The 18,111-nt window shown below is 38.8% G+C and carries 14 protein-coding genes; 12 read left to right on the top strand and 2 right to left on the bottom strand.

The genetic code is table 11. The annotated features are described in order from the left end of the window. Positions 1-105 precede the first annotated feature (105 nt). The 6 genes from rpoC (at position 106) to tuf (ending at position 8,784) form a co-directional block, all read left to right on the top strand. Positions 106-3,699: a DNA-directed RNA polymerase subunit beta' gene (gene rpoC, locus EL101_RS11885; RefSeq protein ID WP_240622736.1), complete on the top strand. Its 3,594-nt coding sequence runs from the start codon at positions 106-108 to the stop codon at positions 3,697-3,699. Positions 3,700-3,876: 177 nt separating this feature from the next. Beyond that, positions 3,877-4,131 carry a ribosomal L7Ae/L30e/S12e/Gadd45 family protein gene (locus EL101_RS11880; protein ID WP_019166643.1) on the top strand — a complete coding sequence of 85 codons (255 nt, stop codon included), beginning with the start codon at positions 3,877-3,879 and terminating at the stop codon, positions 4,129-4,131. Between the two features lie 95 nt (positions 4,132-4,226). After that, on the top strand, positions 4,227-4,640 hold the full coding sequence (gene rpsL / locus EL101_RS11875) for a 30S ribosomal protein S12 (RefSeq protein WP_014614747.1): 414 nt from the start codon (positions 4,227-4,229) through the stop codon (positions 4,638-4,640). 80 nt (positions 4,641-4,720) lie between these two features. Further along, positions 4,721-5,191: a 30S ribosomal protein S7 gene (rpsG, locus tag EL101_RS11870; RefSeq protein WP_014614746.1), complete on the top strand. Its 471-nt coding sequence runs from the start codon at positions 4,721-4,723 to the stop codon at positions 5,189-5,191. 142 nt (positions 5,192-5,333) lie between these two features. Then, the gene (fusA, locus tag EL101_RS11865) at positions 5,334-7,415 is read left to right on the top strand and encodes an elongation factor G (RefSeq protein ID WP_096597799.1); all 2,082 of its coding nucleotides are present in this window, start codon (positions 5,334-5,336) and stop codon (positions 7,413-7,415) included. Between the two features lie 181 nt (positions 7,416-7,596). Next, positions 7,597-8,784, top strand: a complete 1,188-nt coding sequence (tuf, locus tag EL101_RS11860) for an elongation factor Tu (protein WP_019166641.1) — start codon at positions 7,597-7,599, stop codon at positions 8,782-8,784. Between the two features lie 114 nt (positions 8,785-8,898). Here the strand turns inward: tuf and budA are convergent, their stop codons facing one another. Together budA and EL101_RS11850 are read right to left on the bottom strand one after the other, a co-directional pair. Then, positions 8,899-9,603, bottom strand: a complete 705-nt coding sequence (gene budA / locus EL101_RS11855) for an acetolactate decarboxylase (protein ID WP_096597797.1) — start codon at positions 9,601-9,603, stop codon at positions 8,899-8,901. Positions 9,604-10,299: 696 nt separating this feature from the next. Continuing rightward, complete coding sequence (locus EL101_RS11850; protein ID WP_096597795.1) at positions 10,300-11,472, bottom strand: M20 family metallopeptidase; 1,173 nt, start codon at positions 11,470-11,472, stop codon at positions 10,300-10,302. A 109-nt stretch (positions 11,473-11,581) separates the two neighbouring features. Between EL101_RS11850 and EL101_RS11845 the strand changes: the two genes are divergently transcribed. The 6 genes from EL101_RS11845 to EL101_RS11820 all read left to right on the top strand — a co-directional run bounded on the left by EL101_RS11845 (position 11,582) and on the right by EL101_RS11820 (position 18,024). Next, positions 11,582-12,772, top strand: coding sequence for a glycine C-acetyltransferase (locus EL101_RS11845; protein ID WP_096597834.1), 1,191 nt, complete (start codon positions 11,582-11,584; stop codon positions 12,770-12,772). A gap of 390 nt (positions 12,773-13,162) precedes the next feature. Continuing rightward, positions 13,163-14,779, top strand: a complete 1,617-nt coding sequence (abc-f, locus tag EL101_RS11840; protein WP_096597793.1) for a ribosomal protection-like ABC-F family protein — start codon at positions 13,163-13,165, stop codon at positions 14,777-14,779. Between the two features lie 211 nt (positions 14,780-14,990). Then, a complete protein-coding gene (locus EL101_RS11835; RefSeq protein WP_096597791.1) occupies positions 14,991-15,950 on the top strand; it encodes an L-threonine 3-dehydrogenase in 960 nt (319 codons plus the stop codon). A 211-nt stretch (positions 15,951-16,161) separates the two neighbouring features. After that, positions 16,162-17,244 (top strand): branched-chain amino acid aminotransferase, encoded by a 1,083-nt coding sequence (locus EL101_RS11830; RefSeq protein ID WP_096540434.1) that lies wholly within the window; start codon positions 16,162-16,164, stop codon positions 17,242-17,244. 124 nt (positions 17,245-17,368) lie between these two features. After that, positions 17,369-17,617 (top strand): type II toxin-antitoxin system HicA family toxin, encoded by a 249-nt coding sequence (locus tag EL101_RS11825; protein WP_096597789.1) that lies wholly within the window; start codon positions 17,369-17,371, stop codon positions 17,615-17,617. After that, positions 17,614-18,024, top strand: coding sequence for a type II toxin-antitoxin system HicB family antitoxin (locus tag EL101_RS11820; protein WP_096597787.1), 411 nt, complete (start codon positions 17,614-17,616; stop codon positions 18,022-18,024). Before EL101_RS11825 ends, EL101_RS11820 begins: the two co-directional genes overlap by 4 nt. The last annotated feature ends 87 nt before the right edge of the window (positions 18,025-18,111 follow it).

Raw genomic sequence — 18,111 nt, 5'->3', positions numbered from 1 at the left:
CGATACTGCAACATTTTTAAGATAAATTGTAAATCAATCAACTAGCACAGTTAATTTAAACTAAAGGAGGTAGGCTCCTTGATTGATGTAAATAAATTCCATTACATGAAAATAGGACTCGCTTCACCTGAAAAAATTCGTTCTTGGTCATATGGTGAGGTCAAAAAGCCAGAAACAATTAACTACCGTACGTTAAAACCAGAAAAAGATGGTCTTTTCTGTGAAAGAATTTTCGGACCAACAAAAGACTGGGAATGTAGTTGTGGGAAATATAAACGTGTACGCTATAAAGGTATGATTTGTGACCGTTGTGGTGTTGAAGTTACAAAATCAAAAGTACGTCGTGAACGTATGGGACACATTGAATTAGCAGCACCTGTGTCTCACATTTGGTACTTCAAAGGGATCCCAAGCCGTATGGGTCTCTTATTAGACATGTCACCACGTGCATTAGAAGAAGTGATTTACTTTGCTTCATACGTTGTGGTTGATCCAGGCCCAACAGGTTTAGAGAAGAAAACATTACTTTCAGAAGCAGAATTCCGTGATTACTATGACAAATTCCCTGGTCAATTCACTGCCAAAATGGGTGCAGAAGGGATTAAAGACTTATTAGAAGAAATCAACTTAGATGAAGAGTTGAAAATGCTTCGTGATGAGTTGGAATCTGCGACAGGTCAACGTTTAACACGTGCCATCAAACGTTTAGAAGTTGTGGAATCATTCCGTAACTCAGGCAACAACCCAGCATGGATGATTTTAGATGTACTACCTATTATTCCACCTGAAATCCGTCCAATGGTACAACTTGATGGTGGCCGTTTTGCGACAAGTGACTTAAACGATTTATATCGTCGTGTCATCAACCGTAACAACCGTTTAAAACGTTTATTAGATTTAGGTGCGCCTGGCATCATCGTACAAAACGAAAAACGTATGTTACAAGAAGCTGTGGATGCATTAATCGATAACGGTCGTCGTGGTCGTCCGGTCACAGGTCCAGGTAACCGTCCACTTAAATCACTTTCACACATGTTGAAAGGTAAACAAGGTCGTTTCCGTCAAAACTTACTTGGTAAACGTGTCGACTATTCTGGTCGTTCGGTTATCGCGGTAGGGCCAAACTTGAAAATGTATCAATGTGGTCTACCAAAAGAAATGGCATTAGAATTGTTCAAACCGTTTGTCATGAAAGAACTCGTACAACGTGAAATTGCGACAAACATTAAAAACGCGAAAAGTAAAATTGAGCGTACAGAAGATGAAGTTTGGGATGTATTAGAAGATGTCATTATCGAACACCCAGTATTACTTAACCGTGCACCAACGTTACACAGATTGGGTATCCAAGCGTTCGAGCCGACTTTAGTTGAAGGTCGTGCGATCCGATTACACCCACTTGTAACAACAGCTTATAACGCCGACTTTGATGGTGACCAAATGGCGGTTCACGTACCTTTATCAAAAGAAGCACAAGCTGAAGCACGTATGTTAATGCTTGCCGCTCAAAACATCTTGAACCCTAAAGATGGTAAACCAGTTGTTACACCGTCTCAGGACATGGTTTTAGGTAACTACTATTTAACATTAGAGCGTAAAGATGCAGTCAATACGGGTATGATGTTCAATGATACGAATGAAGTCATTAAAGCTTATGCGAATGGACACGTTCACTTGCATACGCGTATCGGTGTTCAAGCGTCATCATTCAACAACCCAACATTTACTGAAGAGCAAAATCGCAAAATCTTAACAACTTCTGTAGGTAAAGTGATCTTTAACGAAATTATTCCAGATTCATTTGCATACATTAACGAACCAACAGCGACGAACTTAGAGAAGAGTACGCCTGATAAATATTTCGTTGATGCGTCTGAACTTGGAGAAGGTGGTTTAGCTGAGTACTTTGAAAACACTGAACTCGTGCCACCATTCAACAAAAAATTCTTAGGAAATATTATCGCAGAAGTGTTCAATCGCTTCAGTATTACAGATACGTCTATGATGCTTGACTTAATGAAAGACTTAGGTTTCAAATACTCTTCAAAAGCAGGTATTACAGTTGGTGTAGCTGACATCGTGGTATTACCTGATAAACAAGAGATTTTAGACGAGTCTGAGAAATTAGTTGAACGTGTACAAAAACAATTTAACCGTGGTTTATTAACAGAAGAAGAACGTTACAATGCGGTGATTGAAATTTGGACAAATGCGAAAGATAGAATCCAAGCGAAACTGATGAAGTCTCTTGATAAGACGAACCCAATCTTCATGATGAGTGACTCTGGTGCCCGTGGTAACGCCTCTAACTTTACGCAACTTGCTGGTATGCGTGGTTTAATGGCCGCTCCATCAGGTAAAATTATCGAACTTCCAATCACATCATCATTCCGTGAAGGTTTAACGGTATTAGAGTACTTTATCTCGACTCACGGTGCGCGTAAAGGTCTTGCCGATACAGCACTTAAGACTGCCGACTCAGGTTACTTAACACGTCGTCTCGTTGACGTTGCTCAAGACGTTATCGTACGTGAAGAAGACTGTGGTACGGATCGTGGTTTACTCGTTTCAGATATCAAAGAAGGTACAGAAATGATCGAACCATTTATCGAACGTATTGAAGGACGTTATTCTAAAGAAACAGTACGTCACCCAGAGACAGACAAAATCATCATTCGTCCGGATGAATTGATTACACCTGAAATTGCGAAAGAGATTACAGATGCGGGCATTGAAGAAATGTACATCCGTTCTGCATTTACATGTAACACACGTCACGGTGTATGTGAAAAATGTTACGGTAAAAACCTAGCAACTGGTGAAAAAGTAGAAGTCGGTGAAGCAGTCGGAACTATCGCTGCACAATCTATCGGTGAACCAGGTACACAGTTAACAATGCGTACATTCCATACAGGTGGGGTAGCCGGAAGCGATATCACGCAAGGTTTACCTCGTATCCAAGAGATTTTCGAAGCACGTAACCCTAAAGGTCAAGCAGTGATTACTGAAATTGAAGGTGTCATTGATAACATCACAGTGGGTAAAGACAGACAACAAGAAATCGTTGTTAAAGGTGCTAACGAAACACGTTCTTACCTTGCATCAGGAACATCACGTCTGAAAGTCGAAATCGGCCAATCCGTTGCACGTGGTGAAGTCTTAACGGAAGGTTCAATCGAGCCGAAAAACTTCCTTTCTATCGCTGGTTTAACAGCAACAGAAGAGTACTTACTTAAAGAGGTACAAAAAGTTTACCGTATGCAAGGTGTAGAAATCGACGACAAACACGTTGAGGTGATGGTACGTCAAATGTTACGTAAAGTGCGAATCATTGAAGCTGGTGACACGAAATTATTACCAGGTTCACTTGTTGACATCCACAACTTCACAGATGCAAACCGTGAAGCGTTTAAAGAGCGTAAACGTCCAGCAACTGCAAAACCAGTATTGCTCGGTATTACAAAAGCGTCTCTTGAAACAGAAAGCTTCTTATCTGCAGCATCATTCCAAGAAACAACACGTGTCTTAACTGACGCAGCGATTAAAGGTAAACGTGATGATCTTCTCGGCCTTAAAGAGAACGTTATTATCGGTAAGTTAATCCCTGCAGGTACAGGTATGAAACGTTATAGTAAAGTTGATATTGAAAAGGATGATGTGACACAGCCAGGTCTTGAAAATCAAGTGACTGTAGAATAACTTTTCATTTCCAGTGAGTTGAACAGAAGTCATCGATATCGGTGGCTTCTTGTTCGAACTGACTGTGAAAATCTTCAACAAAATCATAGAATATTTTCGAATAACTGTTGACGAACGATTTGCTAAAATGATAATATAGTAAAGGTTGATGCAAGCAGTACTTTGGAGGATATGTAAATGTCTAATGAAAAAGTCACACGCTTTGACAAACAAGCCTACGTGGTTGGTCTGAAGGAAACGTTAAAAGCGCTTCGTGATCAACGCGTAAACAAACTGATTATCGGCGAAGATGTGAATGTGCATTTGCTTGCGCGCGTGTTAAGCTTTGCCAATCAAAATATGATACCTATCGAATTCTTTTCAAGTCGACAAGCACTTGGAGAATATGTTGGTATAAATGTAAAGGCGACAGTCGTTGCTTTGCTCAAGTGAGATTAGTAAGTATGATGCTTACTAAATTTTATTTAACCAAAAAATGAACCACCTGGATGTGTGGGATTAAGAAATGAAGAGAGGAGGAAACTTGAATGCCTACTATTAACCAATTAGTACGTAAACCAAGACAAAGCAAAACTAAAAAATCTGATTCACCAGCTTTAAATAGAGGTTTTAACAGTCAAAAGAAACAATTCACTAAATTGAATTCTCCACAAAAACGTGGCGTATGTACACGTGTGGGTACAATGACTCCTAAAAAACCAAACTCAGCGTTACGTAAATATGCACGTGTGCGTTTATCAAACAACATTGAAATCAACGCATACATCCCTGGTATCGGACACAACTTACAAGAACACAGTGTTGTACTTGTACGTGGTGGACGTGTAAAAGACTTACCTGGTGTGCGTTACCATATCGTTCGTGGTGCATTAGATACGTCAGGTGTTGACGGTCGTATGCAAAGCCGTTCGTTATACGGTACTAAAAAACCTAAAAAATAAGATTAAAAGATTGTAAAAATCTCATTTAATCATGATGAAAGAAATCAAATATACTATAATAGGAAGGGAGGACTTGTATTATGCCTCGTAAAGGATCAGTACCTAAAAGAGATGTGTTACCAGATCCAATTCACAACTCTAAGTTAGTAACAAAATTAATCAACAAGATTATGTTAGATGGTAAACGTGGAACTGCTCAACGTATTCTTTACTCAGCATTCGACTTAGTTCAAGAACGTTCTGGTCGTGATGCAATGGAAGTTTTCGATGAAGCAATCAACAATATTATGCCAGTACTTGAAGTTAAAGCTCGCCGTGTAGGTGGTTCAAACTACCAAGTACCTGTAGAAGTTCGTCCAGAGCGTCGTACTACTTTAGGTTTACGTTGGTTAGTAAACTATGCGCGTCTTCGTGGTGAAAAAACTATGGAAGAGCGTTTAGCTAACGAAATCTTAGACGCAGCTAACAACACTGGTGGTGCAGTTAAGAAACGTGAGGACACTCACAAAATGGCTGAAGCGAACAAAGCATTCGCTCACTACCGCTGGTAAGATATTTGCGAATTCCCTGAGCAATTTCTGTATAGTGCCATCAACTTGCTTTTTAGCCGTTGGTTGAACAGTTCTATACATGCTTAGGGTAAAGCTATATCTAATCATATAATCCTATATTCTGGAAGGAGAAAGAATACCCATGGGAAGAGATTTTTCTTTAAAGAACACTCGTAATATCGGTATCATGGCGCACATCGATGCTGGTAAAACGACGACGACTGAACGTATTCTTTATTACACTGGACGTATCCACAAAATTGGTGAAACACATGAGGGTGCTTCACAAATGGACTGGATGGAACAAGAGCAAGACCGTGGTATTACGATCACTTCAGCGGCTACAACTGCTGAATGGAAAAATCACCGTGTAAATATCATCGATACACCTGGGCACGTAGACTTCACTGTAGAAGTTGAACGTTCATTACGTGTACTTGATGGTGCGGTAACAGTTCTTGATGCGCAATCAGGTGTAGAACCTCAAACTGAAACGGTTTGGCGCCAAGCAACTACATACGGTGTACCACGTATCGTATTTGTAAACAAAATGGACAAAATCGGTGCGAACTTCGATTACGCTGTAAGCACTTTACATGACCGTTTACAAGCAAATGCTGCACCAATTCAATTACCAATCGGTGCTGAAGATGAATTCTCAGCTATCATTGACTTAGTAACAATGAAATGTTTCAAATACACGAACGATTTAGGAACTGAAATTGAAGAAACTGAAATTCCTGAAGACTATCGTGAACGCGCTGAAGAAGCACGTGAAGCATTGATTGAAGTTGTTGCTGAAACAAATGAAAGCTTAATGGAAAAAATCTTTGAAGAACAAGAAATCACTGTTGATGAGCTTAAAGACGCAATCCGTCAAGCAACAACAGATGTTGAGTTCTACCCAGTACTTTGTGGTACAGCATTCAAAAACAAAGGTGTTCAATTAATGTTAGACGCAGTAATTGACTACCTTCCATCACCTTTAGACGTTAAACCAATCGTTGGTCATCGTGCGGATGATCCTGATGAAGAAGTTATCGCTAAAGCGGACGACGATGCAGAATTCGCTGCATTAGCATTTAAAGTTATGACTGACCCTTACGTTGGTAAATTAACTTTCTTCCGTGTTTACTCTGGTACTTTAACTTCAGGTTCATACGTTAAAAACTCAACTAAAGGTAAACGTGAACGTGTAGGTCGTATTTTACAAATGCACGCGAACTCACGTGAAGAAATCAGCACTGTATATTCTGGTGATATCGCAGCGGCTGTAGGTCTTAAAGATACTGGTACAGGTGATACACTTTGTGGAGAGAAAAATGACATCATCCTTGAGTCAATGGAATTCCCAGAGCCAGTTATTCACTTATCAGTTGAACCTAAATCAAAAGCAGACCAAGATAAAATGACGCAAGCGCTTGTGAAACTTCAAGAAGAAGACCCTACTTTCAAAGCGCACACAGATGAAGAAACTGGTCAAGTTATCATTGGTGGTATGGGTGAGCTTCACCTTGACATCATTGTTGACCGTATGAAGAAAGAATTTAATGTAGAAGCAAACGTGGGTGCACCAATGGTATCTTACCGTGAAACATTCAAGTCTTCTGCAGCCGTTCAAGGTAAATTCTCACGTCAATCTGGTGGTCGTGGTCAATATGGTGACGTTCACATTGAATTCACACCAAATGAAACAGGCGCAGGTTTCGAATTCGAAAACGCTATCGTTGGTGGTGTTGTTCCTCGTGAATACATCCCATCAGTTGAACAAGGTCTTAAAGACGCAATGGAAAATGGTGTATTAGCTGGATATCCATTAATCGATGTGAAAGCTAAATTATTTGATGGTTCATACCATGATGTCGACTCATCTGAAATGGCCTTCAAAATTGCTGCATCATTAGCACTTAAAGAAGCTGCTAAAAAATGTGATCCAGTTATCTTAGAACCGATGATGAAAGTTACTATCGAAATGCCTGAAGAATACATGGGTGACATCATGGGTGACGTTACTGCTCGTCGTGGACGTGTAGATGGTATGGAACCACGTGGTAACGCACAAGTTGTTAACGCTTATGTACCACTTTCAGAAATGTTCGGTTACGCAACTTCATTACGTTCTAACACGCAAGGTCGCGGTACGTACACGATGTACTTCGATCACTATGCAGAAGTACCTAAATCAATTTCTGAAGAGATCATTAAAAAGAACAAAGGTGAATAATTCATCATCTTAGTTTGACGCGTCGTCCTTGAGGGTAACTCAAATAGCGACTGGTTTTTAAATTGATTTTTTCCAAGAAATGATTTATAAAGGAAATAACATTATCTATCTCATGTTGGTGAGTAACTTTCATGAGAGATATTAAAATAATAATTCTTAATCAAAGAGGAGAGATTTCATAATGGCAAAAGAAAAATTCGATCGCTCAAAAGAACATGCCAATATTGGTACTATCGGTCACGTTGACCATGGTAAAACGACTTTAACAGCTGCAATCGCAACTGTATTAGCAAAACATGGTGACTCAGTTGCACAATCATACGACATGATTGACAACGCTCCAGAAGAAAAAGAACGTGGTATCACAATCAATACTTCACACATCGAGTACCAAACTGAGAAACGTCACTATGCACACGTTGACTGCCCAGGACACGCTGACTATGTTAAAAACATGATCACTGGTGCTGCTCAAATGGACGGTGGTATCTTAGTAGTATCTGCTGCTGACGGTCCAATGCCACAAACTCGTGAGCACATTCTTTTATCACGTAACGTTGGTGTACCAGCATTAGTTGTATTCTTAAACAAAGTTGACATGGTAGACGACGAAGAATTATTAGAATTAGTAGAAATGGAAGTACGTGACTTATTATCTGAATACGACTTCCCAGGTGATGACGTACCTGTAATCGCTGGTTCAGCATTAAAAGCTTTAGAAGGCGATGCACAATACGAAGAAAAAATCTTAGAATTAATGGAAGCTGTAGACACTTACATTCCAACTCCAGACCGTGACTCAGACAAACCATTCATGATGCCTGTTGAGGACGTATTCTCAATCACAGGTCGTGGTACAGTTGCTACTGGTCGTGTTGAACGTGGTCAAATCAAAGTTGGTGACGAAGTTGAAATCATCGGTTTAACTGAAGAATCTTCTAAAACAACTGTTACTGGTGTAGAAATGTTCCGTAAGTTATTAGACTACGCTGAAGCTGGTGACAACATTGGTGCTTTATTACGTGGTGTTGCACGTGAAGACATCAACCGTGGTCAAGTATTAGCGGCTCCTGGTTCAATCACACCACACACAAAATTTAAAGCGGAAGTTTACGTATTATCAAAAGACGAAGGTGGTCGTCATACACCATTCTTCTCTAACTACCGCCCACAATTCTATTTCCGTACTACTGACGTAACTGGTGTTGTAAACTTACCAGAAGGTACTGAAATGGTAATGCCTGGCGATAACGTTGAAATGGAAGTTGAATTAATTTCTCCAATCGCTATCGAAGACGGTACTCGTTTTTCAATTCGTGAAGGTGGACGTACTGTAGGATCAGGCGTTGTAACTAACATCGAACAATAATCTATCATAAATATAGATAAAAAAAGAGTTGGCCTCGGCCAGCTCTTTTTTATTTACTGTAAAGATGAAAAGGGCGATGCTTTTCTTCCCTTTTTTAGACACTGCTTTAACACTTTACTCAGCTTCTCTAATTTCTTCATTGATATCCTCATAATCAATTTCAGCCTCTGTGAACGAGCGATGGTGGACTGGAAAATGTTGCGTCAGCGTCTCAAAATCTTGAATTTCGACGTCAGCTACTTCAATGTGAAAATCTAACACGTGCCCACCGAATGTTCGCGCATCATCGACAAAGTGAAGATGAAAGCCACCTGCGCCAATGCCATGAAACAGTTCGGGTGTATAAAAGCCAATGAGTGTACCAGAAATATTGGAGCGCGAATATTCGGGTTGTTGCTGTGCGGACTCAATTAAGCGACGATATGGAGGGGTTTGTCCGGGCATCATTCGTACGTGCATATGTTGAAATGTCCCGGTAATTTTGACTGCTGAAAAGGCATTTGGACTACGCATTTTAGTTCGGACCTGCGCTAATACATGTTGCGCGGATTGATTTGTCGCTTTAAACGTATGGTGTGCCTGGAAATGTGTAATTGTCGCGAAAGGCGTGAGTTCTTCTCCAGTGAGTTGCGTGAATTCGTTTTGCGCATTGGCGTGAAATGCTTGACCGTCTATAAAAATGACTTCACCATCCGATCCAGCTAACGTGCCTAAACCCGCATCACCTTGTTCGAGGATGTCTTGAATCGTTGCAGTCCCTTCTAATAAGCCAGCCATGAGTGTACCCAGAGTTCCATGTTGATAGAGTGTATCTCCCATCGTAACATTCCTTCCATTGTGAAATTTTATAGAGAAAAGGAAACGGGACCGGGACATCAAGTTTTCCCAGTCTCATTCAAACGAATTTTAGATTGATTATTTATTAATGATTTTAAAACTGTGTGAAAATGTGAGTGAATGGGATACAAAAAAGATGCTATTGATTTCTTGATTTCATAAACTTGCCCTCAGTTTGCTGTATTTGAAGTAAGATTGCCCAGAAGGCTGAGACTCCTGAGGGAATGCGTGCATACTGCTGACGTTGACTTCTTTACTTTAATAGTGGTTACTGTTTATAGCAGTAGCAGTCTGACTTCTCAATGCATGCGCTTTTGAGAAGTCTAGTCAGCCTTGCGGGGGCAGTACGACGAAATCTTTGTTTCACATGGGATTTCTGTACTGCTCCTAAAATCCACAATGAATGGGTGCCCTGGGAATCAATAAACGGTGTTCCAAGAGCAGGATTTTCGACAGAACTCCCGCGATTTCGGCAAAATTTGGAAATCAATTTTGCTCATCGCTCGGTTCTGCTCAACTCCTAAGCGCTTTTGTCACAACCTCCCTTCAGCCCCTACGAACGCGAAGCCATGAAGGCAATCAAAAACATAGATCGTAGGGTGAGGGCAAGTTAAACAAAAATACTGTAGCTATAGCATCAAAAATTTTCGTATCCCATCTCCCTCATGTTATTTTCTGTTAATCTTTGAATATGCCTTCAAGTTCTAAAATCTTCATAAATGTGCTCACGGCGTATTTCATCGCATCTTCGTCAATATCAAAATGCGGACTGTGATGTGGCCAATCTGTGCCTTTTTGAGCGTTACCACAGCCAGTTAAGAAAAATGCGCCAGGTCTTGCTTTTAAATAAAATGAAAAGTCTTCACCGACCATCATTAAATCGGACTCTTGGTATCGGAAGTTTAGCGCATGAGCGGCATTTTTAACGATATTTGCTGATGCTTCGTGGTTGTAAACAGGCAAATAGCCTTTAATGTAATCAAACGTATAAGTGACATCGTTAGCCAGTGCGAGTCCTTGGAGTAACAGGTCCATCTTGTGGTAAATATGCGCTTGGACATCTGTTTCGAAAGTGCGCACAGTACCACGACAAGTCGCTGTATCAGGAATGACATTATCAGCTTCACCGGCTTCAATTTTACCGAAAGAAATCACGGCTTGTTTGACAGGGTCTAACGTACGAGAAACGATTTTTTGTGCGCTTAAAATAAACTCTGCAAGGATGACAATCGGATCAATCGTTTCGTGTGGTTTAGCCCCGTGGCCACCTTTACCATGAATGGTGATGTTAAATTCGTCTGGTTGTGCCATCATCGGACCTGGTCGTGTGTGAATCGTCCCAGTCGGATAACCGCTCCATAAATGATTGCCATATATTTTATCGACACCCATTAAGGCATTATCTGCAATCATTTCTTGCGCACCGCCAGGCATCACTTCTTCACCATATTGGAAAATTAAGACGACTGTTCCTTTTAATTGAGACTGATGCGCATGGAGTAATTCAGCGACGGTCAATAAAATCGTCGTATGGCCGTCATGACCACACGCATGCATCACGCCAGGAACTTGAGAACGATAAGGCACCTCTTTTAAATCTTCAATCGGGAGTGCATCAAAATCCGCACGTAATGCAATCGTCGGACCTGATTCATCTCCTGTGATTCGTGCAATAATGCCGTTCCTTCCAACTTTTTCGTCAATTTCAAAATTTAATTGTTGAAGTCGTTGCAAAATATAGGCATGTGTTTTTGTTTCTTGAAATGACAATTCAGGATGTTGATGCAGATAGCGCCGAGTTTGAACCATCTCCTGTTCTTTGTCATAAGCCAATTGGAACCAATCGGTCACGCGTATTCTCTCCTTCAATTCGATTATGGCATTTATTATACACTTGCTTTTAAGTTTGTTCAAAATGCGTTATGATTAAGGAGATTTAAAAGTGAAAGGGGAAATTCAGGTGGTACAACAATTAAACGACTTTCTTGATGAAAATTTGAACCATTTAAAAGAAAATGGACTGTATAACGAAATTGATACAGTTGAAGGTGCAAATGGACCAGAAATTCAAATTAACGGCAAGAAATATATCAATTTGTCTTCAAACAACTATTTAGGTTTAGCGACAAATGAAGATTTAAAAACGGCAGCTAAAAACGCAATTGATACACATGGGGTCGGTGCTGGTGCGGTCCGTTCAATCAACGGGACATTAGACTTACATGACGAGTTAGAAGCGACATTAGCTGAGTTCAAAGGAACAGAAGCAGCAGTTGCCTATCAATCAGGCTTTAACTGTAACATGGCAGCGATTTCAGCCGTGATGAATAAAAATGATGCGATTTTATCTGATGAATTGAACCATGCATCAATTATTGATGGTTGTCGATTATCAAAAGCGAAAATTATTCGTGTGAACCATTCAGATATGGATGATTTGCGTCAAAAAGCGAAAGAAGCTGTTGAATCAGGTCAATACAACAAAGTGATGTACATTACTGACGGTGTCTTCAGTATGGACGGCGACGTTGCCAAATTACCTGAAATCGTCGAAATTTGCGAACAATATGGCATTATGGTGTATGTAGACGATGCACACGGTTCAGGTGTGATGGGTAAAGGTGCAGGTACGGTGAAACACTTTGGCTTGCAAGATAAAGTCGACTTCCAAATCGGGACATTATCAAAAGCAATCGGTGTTGTTGGTGGTTATGTTGCTGGTTCACAAAAATTGATCGATTGGTTAAAAGCGCAATCACGTCCATTCTTATTCTCAACGTCATTAGCGCCTGGAGATACAAAGGCGATTACGGAAGCCGTGAAAAAGTTAATGGCTTCAACAGAATTGCATGACCGTTTATGGGAAAATGCAAATTACTTAAAAGAGGGCTTATCACGCTTAGGCTTTGATACAGGTCAATCTGAAACACCGATTACACCTGTGATTATTGGTGATGAAAAGAAAACACAACAATTCAGTAAACGTTTGATGGAAGAAAGCATTTACGTGAAATCGATTGTGTTCCCAACAGTTCCACGCGGTACGGGTCGTGTACGTAATATGCCGACTGCTGCACATACAACAGAAATGTTAGATCAAGCATTAGAAGTGTATGCGCGTGTCGGTAAAGAACTCGGCATTATCGAATAGAATATGTAAGTAGGGCAGTGCATCTTAGGGTGTACTGCTTTTTTTATTGGCATCTTAGTATAAGGGGGAATAGGATATAAACATTTTTGATGCTATTGATGGAATATTTTTAAACTTGTCCTTTTGCTTATCTATAGACTTAAATGTTGAAGATAAAACATCCTGTATGAAAACGCTTATTTATAGTAAAATATGAATGAAGTCATGTGTGAGGAGGTGTCCTGTATGTTTCTTATAGTTGATAGTTGCAGATATTTACAGATTATACGCAACAAATTTGCGACTTTAATTTCAAAATTGGTGGAGTCTGTCCTTTTTGAAGTGTTGAATCAAACTATAAGGAACGGACACTTTAAAGTTCTTCCTTATAGATAATATGGAGGAAGAATGATGAATTTATTAAATGCATCGAATATAACGAAAAATTATACAGAAGAAACGTTATTTGATTATATCAAACTCACGCTTAACACTGGTGACAAAATAGGTATAGTTGGACGTAATGGAGAAGGAAAAACAACTTTATTGAAATTACTTTCAGGTATAGAAAAGCCTTCAACAGGCGTAGTGAGTTGGAAGAAAAATATTAGAATAGGATACTTAAACCAAACGCCTCAATATGAAGAAGATGCAAAGGTATATCAGTGTTTAAAATCTGTATTTCAGGAGTTAAATAAGGTATCGGAGCAACTTGAAGAATTAGAAGACAGAATGAGTAAAGAAATAGACAATATCGATATGTTAATGGCACGTTATGGAGAATTACAGACTTATTACGATGAAAATGGCGGATACAAAATGGATGCCGAAATACGTAGAGTCGCCCATGGCTTAAATATAACGCACTTACTAGAGTCAGTTTGGGGAGATTTGTCTGGAGGAGAACGGACAAAAGTGGTTATTGCGCAAATATTAATCCAACATACAGAGTTGTTATTATTAGATGAACCTACAAACCACCTTGATTTTAAAGCGATTGAGTGGTTAACAAACTATATAAAAAATTACCAAGGTGCTGCTGTTATTATTTCACATGATCGCTATTTTTTAGATGAGACTGTCAATCAAATTATAGAAATAGATCAAAAGCAGCTACACTTTTACAATGGAAATTATTCATATTTTGTTGAGGAAAGAGAGAAGCGGCTTTTAAATGAATTTGAAGCTTATCAAACACAACAAAAGAAAATTAAAAAAATGAAAGAGTCGATTCAACGATTAAGAATATGGGCTAGCCAAGCGAATCCGCCAAATGCTTCCATGTATCGTCGGGCAAAAAATATGGAAAAAGCTTTAAATCGAATTGAACGTTTGGAAAGACCTACGATAGAAGCAGCAAAAATGAAAATGCAATTACAAGAAGGAAAACGTGTTTCCAATAGAGTGGTTGAAATGAAAAATATTACTAAAAGATATGATGATTTATTATATGAAAATGTGAATATGTTGGTAAGAAGAGGTGAACATGTAGCGATTATAGGAGATAATGGTACAGGGAAATCTACACTATTAAAGTTGGTTTTAGGGATGGTTTCAAGTGATAGTGGTATGATTAAAACGCCAGATAATTTAAAAATAGGCTACCTGTCACAACATGAATTTGAAAACGAGCACAATGAGACTTTATTAAATGTATTTCGTGAAAAAGTTAATGTATCAGAAGGACAAGCTAGACATATTTTAGCAAATTTCATGTTTTATGGAGAAGATGTCTTTAAAAAAGTTAAAGATTTAAGTGGTGGTGAAAAAATCCGACTACGCTGGGCACAAATCGTGAATTCAAATTACAATTTACTTGTATTAGATGAACCTACAAACCATTTAGATATAGATGCAAAAGAAACAATAGAAGAGGCGTTGTTAGATTATGAAGGGACTATTATTGCAGTTTCACATGATCGTTACTTTCTCAATAAACTATTTAATGTTACTTATTTATTAAAAGACAAAAAGTTAGAAAGATTTGAAGGTCATTATGATTATGTTAAAGAAAAATGCTTACTGTAATCAATAGTGCAATGGGGGTTAGGGCATTCAGTTGTCATAACCCTCTTTTTCATTTTAAGCAAAAGGTTTGGTGTCGTTACTGTATTTTAGTGTATGCTATACGTATACAAGAAAGCGCTTAAGTGATATAATCTGAGTGTATATGACATGGAATGATTGTACATAGAATACATATGTCCGCATGAGAGAAACAGATTGGAGATGGAAGATAATGAAAAGAATTATGATTACCGGTGCGTTAGGGCAAATTGGAACAGAATTGGTTGCAAAATGTCGTGAAATTTATGGCAATGAAAATGTGTTAGCGACAGATATTCGTGAACCGGAAGCGAATTCTATTGTGGCAGCGGGACCATTTGAAATTCTCGATGTTACAGACGCAGACAAAATGGTTCAATTAGTGGAATCATTTAAACCTGACACGTTGATGCACATGGCAGCATTGTTATCAGCGACGTGTGAGCAAAATCCGTTACTCGCATGGAACTTGAACATGGGTGGTTTAGTGAACGCGTTAGAAACAGCACGTGAATACAATTTACAATTTTTCACGCCAAGTTCAATCGGTGCTTTCGGACCAGACACACCTAAGAAAAATACAGCGCAAGTGACGATTCAACGTCCGAACACAATGTACGGTGTTAACAAAGTATCAGGTGAATTGTTATGTGACTATTACTTCACTAAGTTTGGTGTGGATACTCGTAGCGTGCGTTTCCCAGGGCTCATTTCATACGTTAAAGAGCCGGGTGGTGGCACGACGGATTATGCGGTTGATATTTATTTCCAAGCTGTGAGAGAAGGCAAATATACGAGCTATATTCAAAAAGACACGTATATGGATATGATGTTTATGGACGATGCGATTGACGCGATTATTCAATTAATGGAAGCAGATGGTGGCAAACTCATCCATCGTAATGCTTATAACTTGAGTGCGATGAGTCTTGAACCTGAAATGATTAAAGAAGCGATTCAAGCCCATATTCCAGACTTTGAATTAACGTATGATGTTGATCCAGCCCGTCAAGATATTGCGGAAAGTTGGCCAGATAGCATTGATACGAGTTGTGCACGTGGAGAATGGGGCTTTAATCCACAGTATGACTTAGAAAAAATGACAGTCCGTATGCTTGAAGGGATTCGTGAAAAAGAAAGTCATAAAGCATAAAAATTGTTAAAGTAGTGCGAGATAAGGATGCGGTATCGTGTTCATATTTCGCACTATTTTTATGTGCGTTTATCTCTCGTGCAAATACAACTTATTACACACGTGTCAATCATAAAAAGCAATTATTTTAATTTTCGGAATACTCATTGAATTATAGGTCGGTCATTGCTATAATGGTTAATATTATATTTTACATATGGGAGGAATAATCATGTCAGAAAAAATCGAATTAAAAGTGAGCCCTGCATTAAAAGAAAAACCTGATTTGAGCACACTCACTTTTGGTGAAATCTTTACCGATTACATGTTAAGTTTTGAATATTCATCAGATGAAGGATGGCACGATTTAAAGATTATTCCTTATGGTCCAATTGAACTGTCACCAGCCGCACAAAGTCTCCATTACGGCCAAGCTGTTTTTGAAGGATTAAAAGCATATAAGCATGATGGCGAGGTTGTCTTATTTAGACCTGAGGAAAACTTTAAACGTATCAATCAATCATTAGATCGTTTAAAAATGCCAGAAATTGATGAGGCGTTATTATTAGAAGGATTGAAGCAACTTGTCGATATCGATCGGGATTGGGTACCAGATGGAGAAGGTCAATCGCTCTACATCCGTCCATTTGTTTTCGCAACACAAGGCGTTCTAGGCGTACATCCTTCTCACGAGTATCGTTTATTAATCATTTTATCGCCATCAGGTTCATATTATGGCGGAGATTCGTTACGTCCAACGAAAATTTACGTAGAAGATGAGTACGTGCGTGCAGTACGTGGTGGTGTCGGATTTGCGAAAGTAGCTGGAAACTATGCGGCAAGCTTACTTGCACAAGCCAACGCAAACCAACTCGGCTTTGACCAAGTGTTATGGCTAGATGGTGTGGAACAAAAATATGTGGAAGAAGTCGGAAGCATGAACATCTTCTTCGTCATCGATGGTAAAGTGGTGACACCATCATTAAACGGTAGTATTTTACCAGGTATTACGCGTAAAACAGTATTAGAATTAGCTGCATCATTAGGCTATGAAACTGAAGAACGCCGCATTTCTATTGATGAATTGTATGAATTACATCAAAGCGGTGCACTTACAGAAGTATTCGGTACAGGTACAGCCGCTGTCATCTCACCAGTGGGTACGTTGCAATACAGAGAAGAAGAAATCGTGATTAATAACAATGAAACAGGTCCAATTACGCAAAAACTGTATGATCATTACACAGGCATTCAAAGTGGACAATTAGAAGACCCACACGGTTGGCGCGTTGTCGTTCCTCATTATGAAAGATAATCACCATCAAAAGCTAGAAATCCTGATATGAAGGGGTTTCTAGTTTTTACATTTACGCCTTGAAATTATTTTATATACTATTAAAGTAATGGTATATAAGTGACACTAGGGTGGTGGCATTTATTTGACTAAACGTGATAAAATATTAGAGAAAATAAAAAACAATCCAAGAAATGTGAATAAAAAAGATTTTATCTCTCTACTAAGGAAGTACGGTTTTGAGGTAATGAATCATAGAGGTAAGGGTGGACATATGATGTATAGACATCCTTTATGTAAAGAAATCCCTATGAGAACAGTTAATATTACAGATCCTATACGCAAATATCATATTGAAACTTTACTAAAAGATTTAGAAAAGGTGATAGCATGAAAGATATAAATTACTATTTAAAATTACCTTATACGTTAAAAATAGAGCAGGATACGGATTATGATGGTAGTGAATATTTTATAGCTAAATATGAAGAACTAGATGGACTTGTTGGTACTGGTGATTCAGAAATAAAAGCTGTAAATGATCTTTTAACAATAAAAAAAGATTGGTTTGAAGCGAATTTAAATGTAGGTACGCCTATACCAGAACCAATTACTAAAAAAATTGAAGAACAAACAAGGTTCACATTACGTCTACCCTCTCATATAGATAAGCAATTAAATCAATATATGCAACGAGAAAATGTTAGTAAAAATACTGCCATTATAGTTTTATTGCAATCTGGTTTATATCATAACTTTCATGAAGAAATTGAAAATAAAGTTTCACATCGTCTTAATTGAGTTGAATTAATCACCATCAAAAGCTAGAAATCCTGATATGAAGGGGTTTCTAGTTTTTTACTGTAGCATAAATGGATTGAGGAAGGG

Source organism: Staphylococcus delphini, from assembly GCF_900636325.1.
Classification (GTDB): Bacteria; Bacillota; Bacilli; order Staphylococcales; family Staphylococcaceae; genus Staphylococcus; species Staphylococcus delphini.
This window is presented reverse-complemented; position numbering and strand designations above follow the sequence as displayed.